17 protein-coding genes are annotated in these 15304 nt (G+C 33.3%); 15 read left to right on the top strand and 2 right to left on the bottom strand.

Translation table 11 applies throughout. From position 1 onward, the window contains the following. Positions 1-130 precede the first annotated feature (130 nt). Complete coding sequence (sspI, locus tag BUB32_RS07925; protein WP_072968927.1) at positions 131-331, top strand: small acid-soluble spore protein SspI; 201 nt, start codon at positions 131-133, stop codon at positions 329-331. A gap of 29 nt (positions 332-360) precedes the next feature. Here sspI and BUB32_RS07920 read toward each other — a convergent pair whose 3' ends face one another. Continuing rightward, a complete protein-coding gene (locus BUB32_RS07920) occupies positions 361-1716 on the bottom strand; it encodes a hypothetical protein (RefSeq protein WP_072968926.1) in 1356 nt (451 codons plus the stop codon). Positions 1717-1813: 97 nt separating this feature from the next. Here BUB32_RS07920 and BUB32_RS07915 point away from each other — a divergent pair, with 97 nt between their 5' ends. Continuing rightward, positions 1814-2089, top strand: coding sequence for a DUF1294 domain-containing protein (locus tag BUB32_RS07915; RefSeq protein ID WP_072968925.1), 276 nt, complete (start codon positions 1814-1816; stop codon positions 2087-2089). 92 nt (positions 2090-2181) lie between these two features. Further along, positions 2182-3360 (top strand): FprA family A-type flavoprotein, encoded by a 1179-nt coding sequence (locus tag BUB32_RS07910; protein WP_072968924.1) that lies wholly within the window; start codon positions 2182-2184, stop codon positions 3358-3360. 17 nt (positions 3361-3377) lie between these two features. Here BUB32_RS07910 and arsC read toward each other — a convergent pair whose 3' ends face one another. Then, the gene (gene arsC, locus BUB32_RS07905; RefSeq protein WP_072968923.1) at positions 3378-3815 is read right to left on the bottom strand and encodes an arsenate reductase (thioredoxin); all 438 of its coding nucleotides are present in this window, start codon (positions 3813-3815) and stop codon (positions 3378-3380) included. Between the two features lie 123 nt (positions 3816-3938). Between arsC and BUB32_RS07900 the strand changes: the two genes are divergently transcribed. The 12 genes from BUB32_RS07900 to pheA all read left to right on the top strand — a co-directional run bounded on the left by BUB32_RS07900 (position 3939) and on the right by pheA (position 15300). Beyond that, entirely contained in the window at positions 3939-4247 is a 309-nt protein-coding gene (locus BUB32_RS07900) for a hypothetical protein (RefSeq protein ID WP_003869468.1), read from the top strand. A 112-nt stretch (positions 4248-4359) separates the two neighbouring features. Continuing rightward, positions 4360-5310 (top strand): phosphodiester glycosidase family protein, encoded by a 951-nt coding sequence (locus BUB32_RS07895; protein WP_143152798.1) that lies wholly within the window; start codon positions 4360-4362, stop codon positions 5308-5310. A gap of 18 nt (positions 5311-5328) precedes the next feature. Then, positions 5329-6342, top strand: a complete 1014-nt coding sequence (locus BUB32_RS07890) for a hypothetical protein (RefSeq protein WP_072968922.1) — start codon at positions 5329-5331, stop codon at positions 6340-6342. A 136-nt stretch (positions 6343-6478) separates the two neighbouring features. Continuing rightward, positions 6479-7375: a phosphogluconate dehydrogenase (NAD(+)-dependent, decarboxylating) gene (gene gnd, locus BUB32_RS07885; RefSeq protein WP_072968921.1), complete on the top strand. Its 897-nt coding sequence runs from the start codon at positions 6479-6481 to the stop codon at positions 7373-7375. A gap of 13 nt (positions 7376-7388) precedes the next feature. Then, on the top strand, positions 7389-8846 hold the full coding sequence (gene zwf, locus BUB32_RS07880; protein WP_072968978.1) for a glucose-6-phosphate dehydrogenase: 1458 nt from the start codon (positions 7389-7391) through the stop codon (positions 8844-8846). An 18-nt stretch (positions 8847-8864) separates the two neighbouring features. Further along, positions 8865-9482, top strand: a complete 618-nt coding sequence (locus BUB32_RS07875; protein ID WP_072968920.1) for a cyclase family protein — start codon at positions 8865-8867, stop codon at positions 9480-9482. 6 nt (positions 9483-9488) lie between these two features. Further along, entirely contained in the window at positions 9489-9728 is a 240-nt protein-coding gene (locus tag BUB32_RS07870; RefSeq protein WP_003868625.1) for a hypothetical protein, read from the top strand. Between the two features lie 90 nt (positions 9729-9818). Then, complete coding sequence (gene sdaAB, locus BUB32_RS07865) at positions 9819-10487, top strand: L-serine ammonia-lyase, iron-sulfur-dependent subunit beta (protein ID WP_072968919.1); 669 nt, start codon at positions 9819-9821, stop codon at positions 10485-10487. Positions 10488-10499: 12 nt separating this feature from the next. Continuing rightward, positions 10500-11393, top strand: coding sequence for an L-serine ammonia-lyase, iron-sulfur-dependent, subunit alpha (gene sdaAA / locus BUB32_RS07860; protein WP_072968918.1), 894 nt, complete (start codon positions 10500-10502; stop codon positions 11391-11393). 1 nt (position 11394) lies between these two features. Beyond that, a complete protein-coding gene (pepF, locus tag BUB32_RS07855; RefSeq protein ID WP_072968917.1) occupies positions 11395-13185 on the top strand; it encodes an oligoendopeptidase F in 1791 nt (596 codons plus the stop codon). A 105-nt stretch (positions 13186-13290) separates the two neighbouring features. Beyond that, a complete protein-coding gene (gene aroB, locus BUB32_RS07850; RefSeq protein WP_072968916.1) occupies positions 13291-14361 on the top strand; it encodes a 3-dehydroquinate synthase in 1071 nt (356 codons plus the stop codon). 114 nt (positions 14362-14475) lie between these two features. Next, positions 14476-15300, top strand: coding sequence for a prephenate dehydratase (pheA, locus tag BUB32_RS07845; protein WP_072968915.1), 825 nt, complete (start codon positions 14476-14478; stop codon positions 15298-15300). The last annotated feature ends 4 nt before the right edge of the window (positions 15301-15304 follow it).

Here is a 15304-nt window from a genome sequence, read left to right as displayed (position 1 = left end):
TGCAAAATATCCTATTTTGAAAATTTTTGACTTTGTCAACAGTCTGTAAGTTCCTTTTTAGGAACTTTTTTTGTTTATTATTTTTTATTTTGGGAATTATATTAGTGAATCCTACAACTGGAGGTATATTATGGACATAAAGAAAGCAGTGCTTAAAAACTTAAAAGGAAGAACAAAAGAGGAAATCAAAGGGTTTATACAGGAGGTTGTTGACAGCAAAGAGGAAAATGCAATACCAGGATTGGGGGTGATTTTTGAGGCGACATGGGGAAAAATGACTGATGAAGAAAAAGACAGTATGATGAATTTGATAATGAGGGGAATATCTTAAAAGCCGAGGTTTAGTCCTCGGCTTTGTAATTATAATAAAAATATTGTAACAAGATATGCTGCTATAAGACCTGATATTGCAGGTACCATGTTTTTTTTAGCGATTTTTTCGGCTTCTACGTCTATTACTGTAGAAACAGCTACGGTACTCCAAGGTATTATTGTACCACCTCCTGTCCATATTGCGGCTATCTGCCCTATAGAAGCTAAAATTGCTGGGTTTAGATTTAAAGTTGAAGAAAAAGTTTTAGCAATAGCACCTATTAAAGGAAGTCCTGAGAATCCAGAGCCGGATAAACCAGTCAGAACTCCTAATGAAAATTCTAATAAAGAAACAGTGTACTTATTTAATGGAATGTGCTGAGATAAATACATTCCTAAATCTACAAGATATCCTTTTGCATGAGGACTTATAACCTCTTTTACCATACTTGTTTCTCCAAGGAGAAAAAAAGCGCTGATTACTATAATTGGAGCAAAAGTTCTCATTCCAGTTATGAAACCTTCTCTTAAATATTCACGGGTTTTATCTAGAAAATTTTTTTGTACTAAAGTAGAGGCAATTAAAACTATTATAGATGTTCCACCTATCAAAGCAGTGGCCGCGTTAGAGTGAATTTTAAATAAAAGCATCAAAATTATATCTAAAATAAAAAGGCCTACTGCAATTATTGAAACCACCACACTACTAAAAGGAGGAGAAGGTTTATCAATGCTATTAACGTCTAAATGATTGTTTTGCTGTTGTCTTTTACTTTGTTGCAATGTAATAAAATAAAGTATAAGAATGCTTACAGCTGAAGTTGTAGCCCAAATAGGTAAACTTGCCAATATTAATGTGTGAATTGGTATACCTGTTGCCCTAGCTGTTATAGAGGGAGCTCCTTGTATGAAAAAGTCCCCTGATAATGCTGCTCCAAAGCCAAAAATTGAAACAATAGAGGCAAGGCTTACTTTGTCAATACCCGCTTTTAAAGCGGGATTGATGAGAACCGTACCTATTAAGCCGACTGCAGGAGCAGGCCATATAAAAAATGATAAAAACATCATTAAAAAACCTATTATCCAAAATGAAAAAATAGGAGTTTTTAAATATTTTATAAAAGGTTTCGTTATGATTATATCTGCGCCTATGTCATCTAAAGCTTTTGACATAGATATTATAAGAGATATTATTACTATGATTTGCCACAGCCTTTTTCCTGACACAAAAATTGCAGTGTAAAGTATTTGAACTGCCTTCAAGATATTTCCAGTTGATAGAAATCCAATTAAAAATATTGCTAATATTATGGGTAAAATTATATCTTTTCTCATTAAAAATAAAATCAATATAATTAAAATCATTATTAGATATACTATGTGGGATGCAGTCAAGGTAACCATTTCAACACCTCTCAATATTTTTCATAGTTTTATGATAGCTATATTTTGAGTTTTTTATACCTTTTATAAAGTGGTATAATTATTATGAGGTGTTATAATGAACAAGATCGCAATGATTGCTTTATTAACTTTAAATGTATTTTCTTTTGTTTTAATGGGTATTGATAAATATAAAGCGTTACATAAACTTTGGAGAATAAGTGAAAAAACCTTTTTCTTTTTAGCACTATTTGGCGGTTCAATAGGTGTATGGCTCGGCATGTATTTTTTTAGACATAAGACAAGACATAAATTATTTATGATAGGAATACCTTTGATTATTTTTTGTCAAATTTTATTGTTTTTTTTGTGTAAAAGTTTGGTAGAACAATGAATATAATAAAAACTTGCAAGAAAAACTATTTTTTTATAAAAGATTATTTGCTATAATATAGTTGAGAAATTAACAAATAGGAGGGGACATCGATGAAAACAATGACTATAAAACCAGGAGTAAGTAAAATTGGCGCGGTACATTGGGAAAGAAGATTATTCGACTCTTTAATACCCCTGCCAGATGGTACGAGTTATAATGCCTATTTGGTAGAAGGAAAGGATAAAATATCCCTTTTAGATACTGTAGATCCGATGACTTCAGAGATTTTGATGGAACAGTTAAAGGATGTAGAAAAAATTGATTATATAATAGCACATCATGCCGAGCAAGACCATTCGGGATGTATTCCTTTAGTCCTTGAGAAATATAAAGAGGCTAAAGTGATATGTACTCCTAAAGCAAAAACTTATTTGATGGATTTGCTTTTAATACCTGAAGACAAATTTATTACTGTAGAAGACGGTGAAACTTTAGATTTAGGAGGAAAAACGTTAAAATTCATACATGCCCCGTGGGTACATTGGCCAGAAACAATGTTTACTTACCTTGTACAAGATAAAATTCTTTTTACCTGTGACTTTTTAGGTTCACATCTTGCAACTTCTGAACTTTATGCAACAGATGAGTGCAAAGTGTATGATGCAGCAAAAAGATACTATGCAGAAATAATGATGCCTTTTAGAAACTTTATAGAAAAGGATTTAGAAAAAATAAAAGATTTGGATATAGATATAATTGCTCCCAGTCATGGTCCTGTGTACAATAACCCTAAATTTATTTTAGATGCTTATAATCAATGGGTTTATGCAAAACCTAAAAATATAGTCGTAATACCTTATGCTACCATGCACGGCAGTGTGAAAAAAATGGTGGAATACCTACAGACTGCTCTTGTGGCAAAGGGCGTCATCGTAAAGCCCTTTGATTTGTCTGTTACAGATATAGGTGAATTTGCCATGGCATTAGTGGATGCTGCTACAATAGTTATAGGTACTCCAACAGTACTTACAGGAGCTCATCCAATGGTGGTTTATGCTACTTATTTGGCCAATGCTTTAAAGCCGAAGACAAAGTTTGTTTCAATTATAGGCTCTTATAATTGGGGTAGTAGGGCACAAGACCAGCTTTCTCAAATGATTACCAATTTAAAAGTAGAGGTTATTTCGCCAGTTTTCATAAAAGGATTCCCAAAAGAAGAAGACTTTAAGGCTCTTGATGAGTTAGCTGAAGAAATAGTGAAAAAACATGAAGAGGCTGGGATTTTATAATTTAAAAGCACTCGTGATTAGTGCGAGTGCTTTTTTATATCTTCTATCAAATTTTTTACATTTTCTTTGATTATATCTCTTATTTCACGAAATTTATTTAAAACTTCTTCTTCTGTGCCTGTTGCTCTTGCAGGGTCTTCTAAGTCCCAATGGAGGCTTTTTATTGAAGGAGGCAAAGCAGGACATTTATCTTTTGCATCACCACATAAAGTTATCACATAATCTGCTTTAAAAAGGATATTTTCATCCAATAAATCGGAAGTTTGATTGCTTATGTCAATTCCTATTTCCTTCATAACTTGTATAGCTTTTGGGTTTAAACCGTGAGCTTCTACACCACCACTATATACTTCAAATTCATCTTTTCCATAATATTTGCCAAAACCTTCTGCCATTTGACTTCTACAGGAATTGCCAGTACATATAAAATACAAAATTTTTTTATTTTTTGACACGTAACATCCCCCTTTTTGTTTATTCACAAATTATTATAAATGATTGTAGATTATAAAACAATCCGCTTTTTGTTAAGAATATGTTAAATTCTTTTGAGTAAAATAAAGTAGAGGTGATGTTTAATGTTGAATTATCCATACGGGCAAAATTCCATAGCGCCCGGTATAATTGTTACACCAGACAATGGAAATGCAAATTTAAAAGTACCTACAGATACATTTAGTATATATGTAAATGGAAAATATGTGGGAGAAAAAATCCTTATTGCACAAGGAGATTTAGGGGAAAACTCTGTAAAAGAGTACCTTATGAATCAAGGTTTTACGGATTTTAGTTATACAATTGATGGAAAAAATATTTATATAGACACCTATGAAGAAAATGCTAAAAATATGATAAATTACTTAAAAGTGTATTTGAGAATAAGGTAAAAGGGACTAAAATAGGTCCCTTTTTAAAATTTTACAAATTGTTAATTGAATTTTAATATATTGCTTGTATAATAATCAATGTTAAATTTAATAGTTTTTGTTGAGGTGGCATATGGGAAGTATAAAGCGTATTTTGGCTTTTTTGATATTTGAAGTGTTTTTTGTGTCCATTACGATGCCTGCTTTAGTTTTTTACGGGCCTTTTACTAATATACGAAATACTTTTGTCACAACAGCGATGACAACTTTTACTCATCAGTATCTTGCAACATTATTTTTGCCCAAAAATATGATAAATAAGATAATGAGTATGAACAAGATACAAACTGGTAGAACTGATAAAAATTTGATAAACTTTACGAATAAACATGATAAATCTATAGAAGCGTACAACATCTATGGGAAACACTTTGAAGGTAAAGTAATATTAATACATGATCCTACGAGGGTACAAGTAGGGATATCCAGTAAATTTCCTAAAGAAGGAGAGACTACAAGCGTAATAGCTAAAAATTACGATGCCATAGCAGCTATAAATGCTGGCGGTTTTGGAGATAGCAGTATGAAAGGTATTGGTGGTGCTCCTCAGGGATTTGTGATTCATAATGGAAAAGTTTTATACACAGAGATTAAGAATCCAAACGAAAAAGTTGATTTGATAGGATTTACACAAGACGGTAAATTGCTGGTTGGAAATTATAGGTATAAAGATATATTAGAAATGTCGATAAAAGAAGCGGTGAGTTTTGGACCAGCACTAGTCATAAATGGACAGCCTATGATAAAAAGAGGAGATGGAGGTTGGGGGATAGCTCCTCGTACGGCTATTGGGCAGAGAAGAGATGGTACGGTGATTTTTTTAGTAATAGATGGAAGGTCATTAAAAAGTATTGGAGCTACTCTCAAAGATGTTCAAGATATAATGTTAAAATATGGTGCTTATAATGCAGCTAATCTCGATGGAGGTTCTTCTACTACTATGTATTTTAAGGGTAAAGTGATAAACAATCCCTCAGATGCTTTGGGAGAAAGATGCGTTCCTACCATATTTTTTGCAAAATAAGTGGGAGGGTTATAACAATTGAAACTGAAGAAAATTTTAAAATGGAGTATTATATCTTTGATTTTTGAACTGGGATTTTTATACTATATTAACAACTATTTTCTTGTAGATTCTACTTTTATTAAAACTGAAAAAGTATTTGGAGATACTAAGTTACCCCATACTATAGAAATAACAGTGCCCTATGGGGCAAAGGAGATAAAAATTTCCTATGATGGCGAATATATCTCCTATATAGAAAATGGCAAACTCTACATAGTAAGTACTAAGACTTCTAAAGTTGTAAAGCAAATTAAAATGGAAGAAAAAAATACAGATTATTATACTTGGTTACCCGATAGAAATAGAATACTGTATTTTCTAAGAGAAAGGCATGGGCATGTAATAAGAATAAATTTAGAGGCTTATGATGTAGACAATAGTTTAAACAATACCGTCAATAAAGCGATTTATTTGCCAGATAAGAGCTTTGTGTCATATATGACTTTATCTCCTCTTACAAATATGATTTACATCAAAGTAGATACACCTTTAGAGGATAGATTGTATCAAGTCAATATAATGAGTGAAATAAGAAGAATGTATTTACCTGTTAAAAAAATTTTAAAAATGGCTGAGATCCAAAAAAAGGACACTCTCATTTATCAATCTTCAAATAACATAATTCACGTCATTAGAGATGGAAAGAAAGACACGTATTTAAGCACGAAAAAGTACGTTTTAATTGGAATTGATGGTAATGACAATGTGTATATTGGAAGTCTTAATAATAAAAAACAAGTCATAAATTTATACTATGGTCCTGTGGACAAGCCTTTAAGTTTATGGAATAAAATTACTTTAAGAAAGGCAGAAAGTCCACAAAATATAATCATTATTCCTAAAGATGGAAATTTAGGGGTTATACAAAATAATGAACTTAAAAATCTAAAAAATGGAATAGTTGTAAAAGGATATGGAAAAATAATTGATATAAATAAAAATTATATAGTTTATCAAAATAAGGATAAAATAATATTAAAAGCATATTAAGCAGGGTTTTTCCCTGCTTTTTAAATGAAAGCATGTGATTTTTGTCATTTAAATTTTTAAAATGTGTGATATAATTATATAACACCCTCAAGTAAAAAATATTATACAACAATAATTATTATCAAGGAGGATTTATATGAAGGTAGGTTTAATTGGATTAGGACGAATGGGATTTAATCTTGCTTTAAATATGAGAGACCATGGGCATGAGGTAGTAGCATATAACAGGTCACCTGAGAAAATAAAGGAGGCTGAAAAGGAAGGAATAAAAGGGGCTTATACAATTGAAGATTTAGTAAAAAAACTTGAAAAGAGAAGAATAATATGGCTTATGGTACCTGCAGGAGACCCTGTTGACGAAATGATAGAAAAATTAGTTCCCTTGCTTGAAGAACATGACATCATAATAGACGGCGGCAATTCCTACTATAAAGATAGTTTAAGAAGGTATGAGATGCTTAAAGAAAAAGGAGTTGATTTTGTAGATGTAGGAACAAGTGGAGGAATTGAAGGAGCAAGACATGGGGCTTGCACCATGATAGGAGCAGAAGATGATGTCTTTAAATATATTGAACCTCTAATTAGAGATATAAGTGCGGAAAACGGTTATTTACATACAGGCAAAAACGGCTCAGGACATTTTGCAAAAATGGTTCACAACGGTATAGAATACGGAATGATGCAGGCTATAGGAGAAGGGTTTGAGGTTTTAGAGAAAAGTCAGTTTGATTTTGATTTAAAAGAAGTGTCCAGAGTTTGGAGTCATGGGTCAGTGATTCGCGGATGGCTTATGGAGCTTATGGAAAAAGCTTTTGAAAAAGACCCTAAGTTGTCTGGGATAAAAGGAGTAATGCACTCTTCTGGAGAAGGACTCTGGACGGTAGAAGAAGCTTTAAATCTCAAAGTGCCAGTGCCTGTAATTGCACAGTCTTTATTTATGAGATATCGTTCAGAGCAAGAAGATACATTTGCAGGAAAGGTTGTAGCTGCTTTGAGAAACGAGTTTGGAGGACATGCGGTGGAAAAGAATTAATAGAGGTGGTTTTATGATTAAAAATAATATATCTAATGTAATGGTTATATTTGGCGGGACAGGGGATTTGACTCACAGAAAACTTATGCCTGCTTTGTACAATTTGAAATACCAAAAAATTCTTCCTGAAAATTTTGCTGTTGTATCCATAGGAAGAAGAGACAAAACAGAGGAACAATATAGGAAGGAAGTATTAGAGTCTGTTAAAAATTATTCGAGATTTGACATTGATGAAAAAGTTTGGCAAGATTTAAGTGAAAGGATATATTATAAGAGATTTGACTTTGTATATGATAATGGCTATATGGAATTAAGTTCTTTTTTAAAAGAACTTGATGAAAAATACAATACAAAGGGCAATAGGGTATACTATCTTGCAGTAGCTCCAGAATATTTCGGTATAATTGTTGAAAAACTCTATAGGCATGGTATGGTAAATAATGAGACTTCCTGGCAAAGGGTGGTCATAGAAAAACCTTTTGGAGAAGATTTGGAATCGGCACGGAAATTAAATAAAATGATAACTGATGTTTTCACAGAAAGGAATACCTACAGGATAGACCATTATCTGGGAAAAGAGATGCTTCAGAACATAATGGTAATTAGATTTGCTAATGTATTTTTTGAACCTGTGTGGAACAGAAGGTATATTGATAATGTTCAGATTTCTTCAAATGAAATGGTTGGAATAGAAAATCGCGGTGGGTATTATGAAAAAGCCGGGGCGTTACGGGATATGGTACAAAATCACATGCTTCAACTTTTAACTTTAACGGCAATGGAACCGCCTGTAAATCTCGATACAGAATCTATAAGAGATGAAAAGGTAAAAGTTCTAAAGTCTTTGGAGATACTTAATCCAGAGGCTGTGGAGAAAAATGTTGTAAGAGGTCAGTATGCAGGATATAGACAAGAAGATAAAGTTTCCCCAACTTCTAATACAGAAACATTTGTAGCTTTGAAAGTGCATGTAGAAAATTTTCGCTGGGCAGGAGTACCTTTCTACATCCGCACAGGCAAAAGAATGCCGGAAAAGTCTACACAAATTGTAATACAGTTCAAACCGTTGCCAGGAATCTTGTATTTTAAAGAATATAAAAATTTATTGCCAAATTTATTAGTTATAAAAATTCAACCTGAGGAAGGTGTAAAGCTCCAATTTAATGCAAAAGTCCCTGGGGCAGGAGATATCACCATACAACCTGTAGATATGGATTTTTGTCAAAATTGCCAGATTTCAAATAATTCTCCAGAAGCGTATGAAAGACTTCTTTACGATGTCATGAGAGGAGATTCTACTTTATTTACGCGGTGGGATGAGGTAGAATATTCTTGGAAGTTTGTAGATGCTATTGCTGAAGCATGGAAAAATAAAACGCCTGACTTTCCTAATTATCAGCCAGGGACCTGGGGACCTAAAGAAGCAAATGAGCTGTTACTAAGGGACAATAGAATGTGGTGGAATGTATAAAAGAAGGGGGTAAATTAAATGAAAATATACGATATTTCAATGGAAATTCACGAAAATATGACTGTTTACAAAAATAAAGAAGGAAAAAGGCCTAAACGTACTATTACTGTTGATAGTGGCGATGTGAGGGAGTCCCGTATTAGCATGGACATGCATACAGGAGCGCATATTGATGCTCCTCTACACATGATTAGGGGAGGAGATACAGTAGAAAATATAGACCTCAATAAGGTTATAACTAAATGTAAAGTATTTGACTTTACAAATATATCTGATAAAATAACATCGGAAGACCTTTCAAGTAAAGACATTCAAAAAGGAGATTTTATAATATTTAAAACAAGAAATTCTTTTAGAGAGGATTTCGATTTTGAATTTGTCTATTTAGATAAAAGCGGTGCCCAGTTTTTAAAAGAAAAAGGTGTAATTGGTGTAGGTATTGATGCATTAGGAATTGAGAGAAATCAGCCAGAGCATGAAACTCACAAGATTCTTTTAGGAGCAGGTATAGTTATTCTTGAGGGAGTACGGTTAAAAGATGTAGAAGAAGGAGAATATTTCTTATATGCTGCGCCTTTAAAAATTAGAGGTGCCGAAGCCTCCCCTACAAGAGCTGTTTTGATAAAGGAAGAGTAAAAAATCATGAAGTTAAAATGGTCTAAAGGCAAAAATTTTGTTTTTGGAAAAATCTCATATGATGAAGAAAATACAGATGAATACATAGAGCTTTTATTTGAAAAATTCGGCAAAGAATTTTTTGAAGAAGTATATTTAGAGTATCAAAAAGGTACGACTATTGACGTAGCTTTTAAAGAGGTGCTAATCAAGCATAATAAGCTAAAACCCTTAAATATAAAAAAATTGAAAATAAAAAAACAATAAGTCAGATTTACTGGCTTGTTGTTCTATTGCATTTTTATAGGGCTAAATGTACAATATAGTTAAGAAAACTTTTACGTAAGGGGATTTTGTATGAGAGAATACAGTGTATTTGATATTATGGGGCCTGTGATGATTGGACCCAGCAGTTCTCATACAGCAGGGGCCGCAAGGCTTGCGAAAATTGCTCGAGAAATTGTGGAAGAGGATATATCAGAAGTGGAATTTGTATTGTATGAATCTTTTGCCCGTACATATAGGGGACATGGTACGGATAAGGCTCTTGTGGCAGGGATATTAGGTTTTGACCCAGATGATGAGAAACTGCCTCATTCTTTTGAAATAGCAAGACAGCAAGGGATAAAGTTTAAATTTACTGAAAGTGATGAAGAATTACCGCATCCCAATACTGTAAGAATGATAATAACAGGTAAAAGTGGACAGAAAAACAGCATTTTAGGATGTTCTATTGGTGGAGGAAATGTACTTTTAAAAGAAATAAATGGCATAGAGGTAGAGTTTACTGGTGAATATGAAACGTTGATTACAAATCACATAGATAGACCAGGGATAGTGGCAAATGTCACTAAAATTTTTGCAGATTACAAAATAAATATTGCTTTTATGAGAGTGTACAGGCATTCAAAAGGGGACAAAGCTATTATGGTCATAGAATCAGACCAAAAAATACCTGATGCTGCAAAAGAAACCATAAAAAACATTGATGGAATTTTAACTGCCATAATAATAAATCCTATGTAATGGAGGGGCAAAATGTATCAATATAATTATGGTTATGAATTATTGGAACTTACAAAAAAATTTAATTTATCTATATCTCAAGTTGTAATGTTGGGAGAACAAGAGAAAACTGGAGAAGAGTTAGATGTAATTTTTCAAAAGATGAAGAATAATCTGATGGTAATGAAGGAATCTATTAATAAAGGGTTAAATGAAGATTTAAAATCAGTAAGTGGTTTATCAGGTGGAGATGCAAAAAAACTATATGAAAGAATAATCATTGGCAATACTCTTTCTTGTGAGACAATGGCAAAAGCTGCTGCTTCTGCTCTTGCAGTGACAGAAGTAAATGCTTCTATGGGTAAAATTGTTGCTGCTCCTACTGCAGGTTCCAGTGGAGTTATTCCGGGAGCTCTTATTACGGTAGCGAGAAAATTTGGCAAAAGTGATGATGATATGACAAGAGCTCTTTTCACTGCTTCCGGCATAGGTATTATAATAGCTAAAAATGCTACTTTATCTGGAGCAGAAGGGGGATGTCAAGCAGAAGTAGGTTCTGCTTCAGCGATGGCTGCAGCAGCTTTAGTAGAACTTATAGGGGGAACACCAGAACAGTGTTTGACGGCAGCTTCTTTTGCTATAATGAATTTGCTAGGGCTTGTATGCGACCCAGTTGCGGGGTTGGTAGAAATCCCTTGTGAAAAGAGAAATGCTCTTGGGGCGCTTAATGCTATGATATGCGCTGATTTTGCAATAGCAGGAATGGACAGCGTTATACCTTTTGACGAAGTGGTAGAAACTATGTACAAGATAGGTAGATCCATTCCCTGTGCTCTTAGAGAAACTGCAGAAGGAGGGCTTGCAAAGACTCCTACAGGGATAAGGCTTAAGAAAGAGATATTTGAAAAAGTTGAACGGGGGGATTAAAGTGGAGGCTTTAAAAGATAGAAGCGAAATTGAAGATAAGTATAAATGGCGACTTGAGGATATATATGGAAATGAGAATTTGTGGGAAGAAGACTATAACAAGACAAAAGAGCTTTTAAAAGAGATTGTAAAGTTTAAAGGCAAAATTAATACTTCAAAAAATTTATTAGAGGTACTAAAACTTAATGACCAAATTGGGATGACAGCCAGCAAAATTTTTGCCTATGCCCGTATGAGAAGAGACGAAGATAATACTAATCCCAAATATCAAGCTTTGACTGACAAGGCCATGAGACTCAATATTGAAGTTATGAGTGCTACTGCTTTTATAGCTCCAGAGATTTTATCCATTGATACACAAAAATTAATGAAAATGATAGAAGAATTAGAAGAATTAAAGATTTATAAGCAATATCTTGAAGATTTAATTAGATTTAAACCTCATGTACTTTCATCGGAAGAAGAAAAAATATTAGCAGAAGCAGAAACACTGGCAGAATCTGTTTCAAATATATATACTATGTTGAATAATGCTGACATGAGATTCCCCACTATTAAAGATGAAGAAGGCAAAGAAGTAGAATTAACTCATGGCAATTTTGTACGCTTCATGCAGAGTAAAGATAGAAACGTTAGAAAAACTGCTTTTGATGCTTTATACGACACATACAAGAAATTTATAAATACTTTTGCTTCTACAATGGCGGGGAATGTAAAGAAAGACATTTTCTACGCTAAAACACGGAAATATAATTCTTCATTGGAAGCCTCACTATTTGAAGATAATGTAAGTGTAGAAGTTTACAACAATCTTATAGAGACAGTACATAGTAGACTTGATGTATTACATAGATATGTGAGGCTTAAAAAGAAGCTTTTAGGTTTAGATGAGCTTCACATGTATGACTTATATGTGCCCTTGATACAGGAATATGATAAGAAATTTACATATGAAGAAGCAATTAACCTCGTGCTAGAAGGACTACAACCGTTAGGAGATGAATACATAAATTTACTAAGGAAAGGATTTAATTCTCGTTGGGTGGACGTATATGAAAATCGAGGAAAAACTTCTGGAGCTTATTCATGGGGAACTTATGGCACTCACCCTTATGTACTTCTAAACTATCAGGGCAAATTAAATGATGTATTTACAATTGCCCATGAAATGGGACATTCTTTGCATACCTATTACTCAAATGCGACACAACCATATGTATATGCAGGTTATAAGATTTTTGTGGCAGAAGTAGCTTCTACTTGCAATGAAGCTATACTTATGAATTATCTTTTGAAAAATTCTAAAGATGAAAAAGAAAAACTTTATCTTTTGAACCACTTCTTTGAGGAATTTAGAGGAACAGTCTATAGGCAAGTTATGTTTGCTGAGTTTGAAAAACTCATACACGAAATGGCAGAAAGAGGAGAACCTCTTACAGCGGAAGTGTTAAACAAAAAATATTATGAATTAAATAAGCTCTATTATGGAGATGACATAGTGGTAGATGAAGGAATAAGCTATGAGTGGGCGAGAATCCCACATTTTTATAGAAATTTCTATGTCTATAAATATGCTACTGGATTTTCTGCGGCAATAGCTATTTCTCAGATGATACTAAATGATGGGGAAAAAGCTGTAGAAAGATATAAGGAGTTTTTAAAGAGCGGGAGCTCTGATTATCCTTTAAACCTTTTAAAGAAGGCAGGAGTGGATTTAACTACTCCAAAACCAGTAAACGAAGCTTTGGACGTTTTTGAAAAATTGCTTGATGAGTTTGGAAAAATGCTATAAAGTTCAAACGCCGGGGACGGTTCCCTCCGTCCGATTTCAACTTAAAATTCAGATAAAAGGAACCGTCCCCTTTGTCTGAAAATAAAAAAGTGCGAGGTGTGAACTTTGGATTTTATAACAGTTGATTTGAAAGAAAGGTCTTATCCTATATATTTTGGCTATGATTCTTTTGATAAATTAGGAGAAATAGTAAAGAAACATGTAAGAAGTAGTAAAACATTTATAATAACTGATTCTAATGTTTATCCTTTGTATTTTGAAAAACTCAATGAAAGTCTTAAAAAAAGTCGTTTTGATGTGTCATATGAAGTTATTCCTGCAGGGGAAACAAGTAAAACAATGGAAATGACACAAAGGCTTCTTGAGAAAGCTTATGACTATGGACTTTTAAGAGACAGTTCAGTTATAGCTCTTGGAGGAGGCGTTGTAGGAGACATAGCGGGTTTTGTGGCAGCAACTTACATGAGGGGAATAGACTTTGTGCAAATTCCTACGACTTTGTTGGCGCAGGTTGATAGCAGTGTAGGGGGCAAAGTAGCAGTTAATCTAAAAAAAGGCAAAAACATAATAGGAGCTTTTTATCAACCTAAAATGGTATACATAGACACTGCCGTTTTAAATACGTTAAATAAAAGAGAAATACTTGGTGGGTTAGCTGAAATAATCAAGTATGGTATTATATGGGATTTTAGTTTATTTGAGTATATTGAAAGCAACATTTATGAAATTTTAGATTTAAAAGAAGATAAATTAAGGCATATAATCAAAAAATCTTGCGAAATAAAAGGGAAAATCGTATCTCTTGATGAAAAAGAAGAAAACCTGCGTTCAATATTGAATTTTGGCCACACAATAGGACATGCCATTGAAGCTTTAACCGGCTATGAGAAGTATATTCACGGTGAAGCTGTTGCGATAGGTATGGTATACGCTTGTAAACTTGCATTAAATTTAGGGTATATTGATGAAAAATATTTTGAAAGAATTTTTTCTTTAATACAAAGAACAGGATTACCTACAGATTATGAGGATTTGCACAAAGAAGACATCGTAGAGGCTATAAAACTTGATAAAAAGAGTAGAGAAGCGAAAATAAATTTTGTTCTTCCTCGTGGTTTAGGAAAAGTTGAAGTTATGACTGTTAAAGAGGAAGAAATTTTAAAAGTTTTAAAATAAGCGGGTAACCGCTTTTTTCTTTATCTTTTTTAGACTTTATGAAAAATTTACTTGACTTTACTTATGCAAAGTATTAAAATATCACCAATATTATAAATTGCAAGGGGGTGTTGGATGAAAATTGGTTATTTAGGGCCTAAAGGAACATTTTCTGAAGAAGCTGTTATAAAATACACACAAGGTGTTGAAAATTGTGAAGTTGTAGAGTTTAACACCATTCCGGAAGTCATAAATTGTATAAGCAATAGCTTATGCGAAGAGGCAGTAATTCCTATTGAAAACTCTATTGAAGGTTCTGTAAATATTGCCGTAGATATGCTGATAAACGACGCAAATGGGATAATGATAAAAGGAGAGGTGATAATACCTATTTCCCATTGCTTGATTTCGGATGCTCCAGTTGAATTTAAAGATGTACATTGTATACTTTCTCATCAGCAGGCAATTGCTCAGTGCAGGGAATATATATCTAAAAAATTTCCCAATGCGGAAATAAAAGCTACAGACAGTACTGCTCAAGCAGTCTTAGGTGTCAAATCTAAACCTGGAGTAGTGGCGATAGGTCCGGAAAGAGCAGCTGTTATTTACGGCATGAGAATAATTGATAGGGACATACAAGATGTAAAAGAAAATTATACAAGGTTTTTGGTCCTTTCTCAAAAGGACGGGGTTGTCACAGGGAAAGACAAGACATCAATAGTTTTTTCTGTCCCCAATGTTCCAGGCAGTTTATATAACGCTTTAGGGGTTTTGGCCAACAAAAAAATCAATATGACAAAAATAGAATCTCGACCTTCAAGGAAAAAACTTGGGGAATATGTTTTTTGGGTGGACATTGAGGGGCATAGAGAAGATGAGATAGTAAAGGATGCCTTAGAGGAGTTAAAAGGTAGAACGGATTTTTTAAAAGTATTAGGTTCATATCCTAAATTTAAGTAGAACG

Source organism: Thermoanaerobacter uzonensis DSM 18761, assembly GCF_900129115.1.
In the GTDB taxonomy this organism is placed as follows: domain Bacteria; phylum Bacillota; class Thermoanaerobacteria; order Thermoanaerobacterales; family Thermoanaerobacteraceae; genus Thermoanaerobacter; species Thermoanaerobacter uzonensis.
This window is presented reverse-complemented; position numbering and strand designations above follow the sequence as displayed.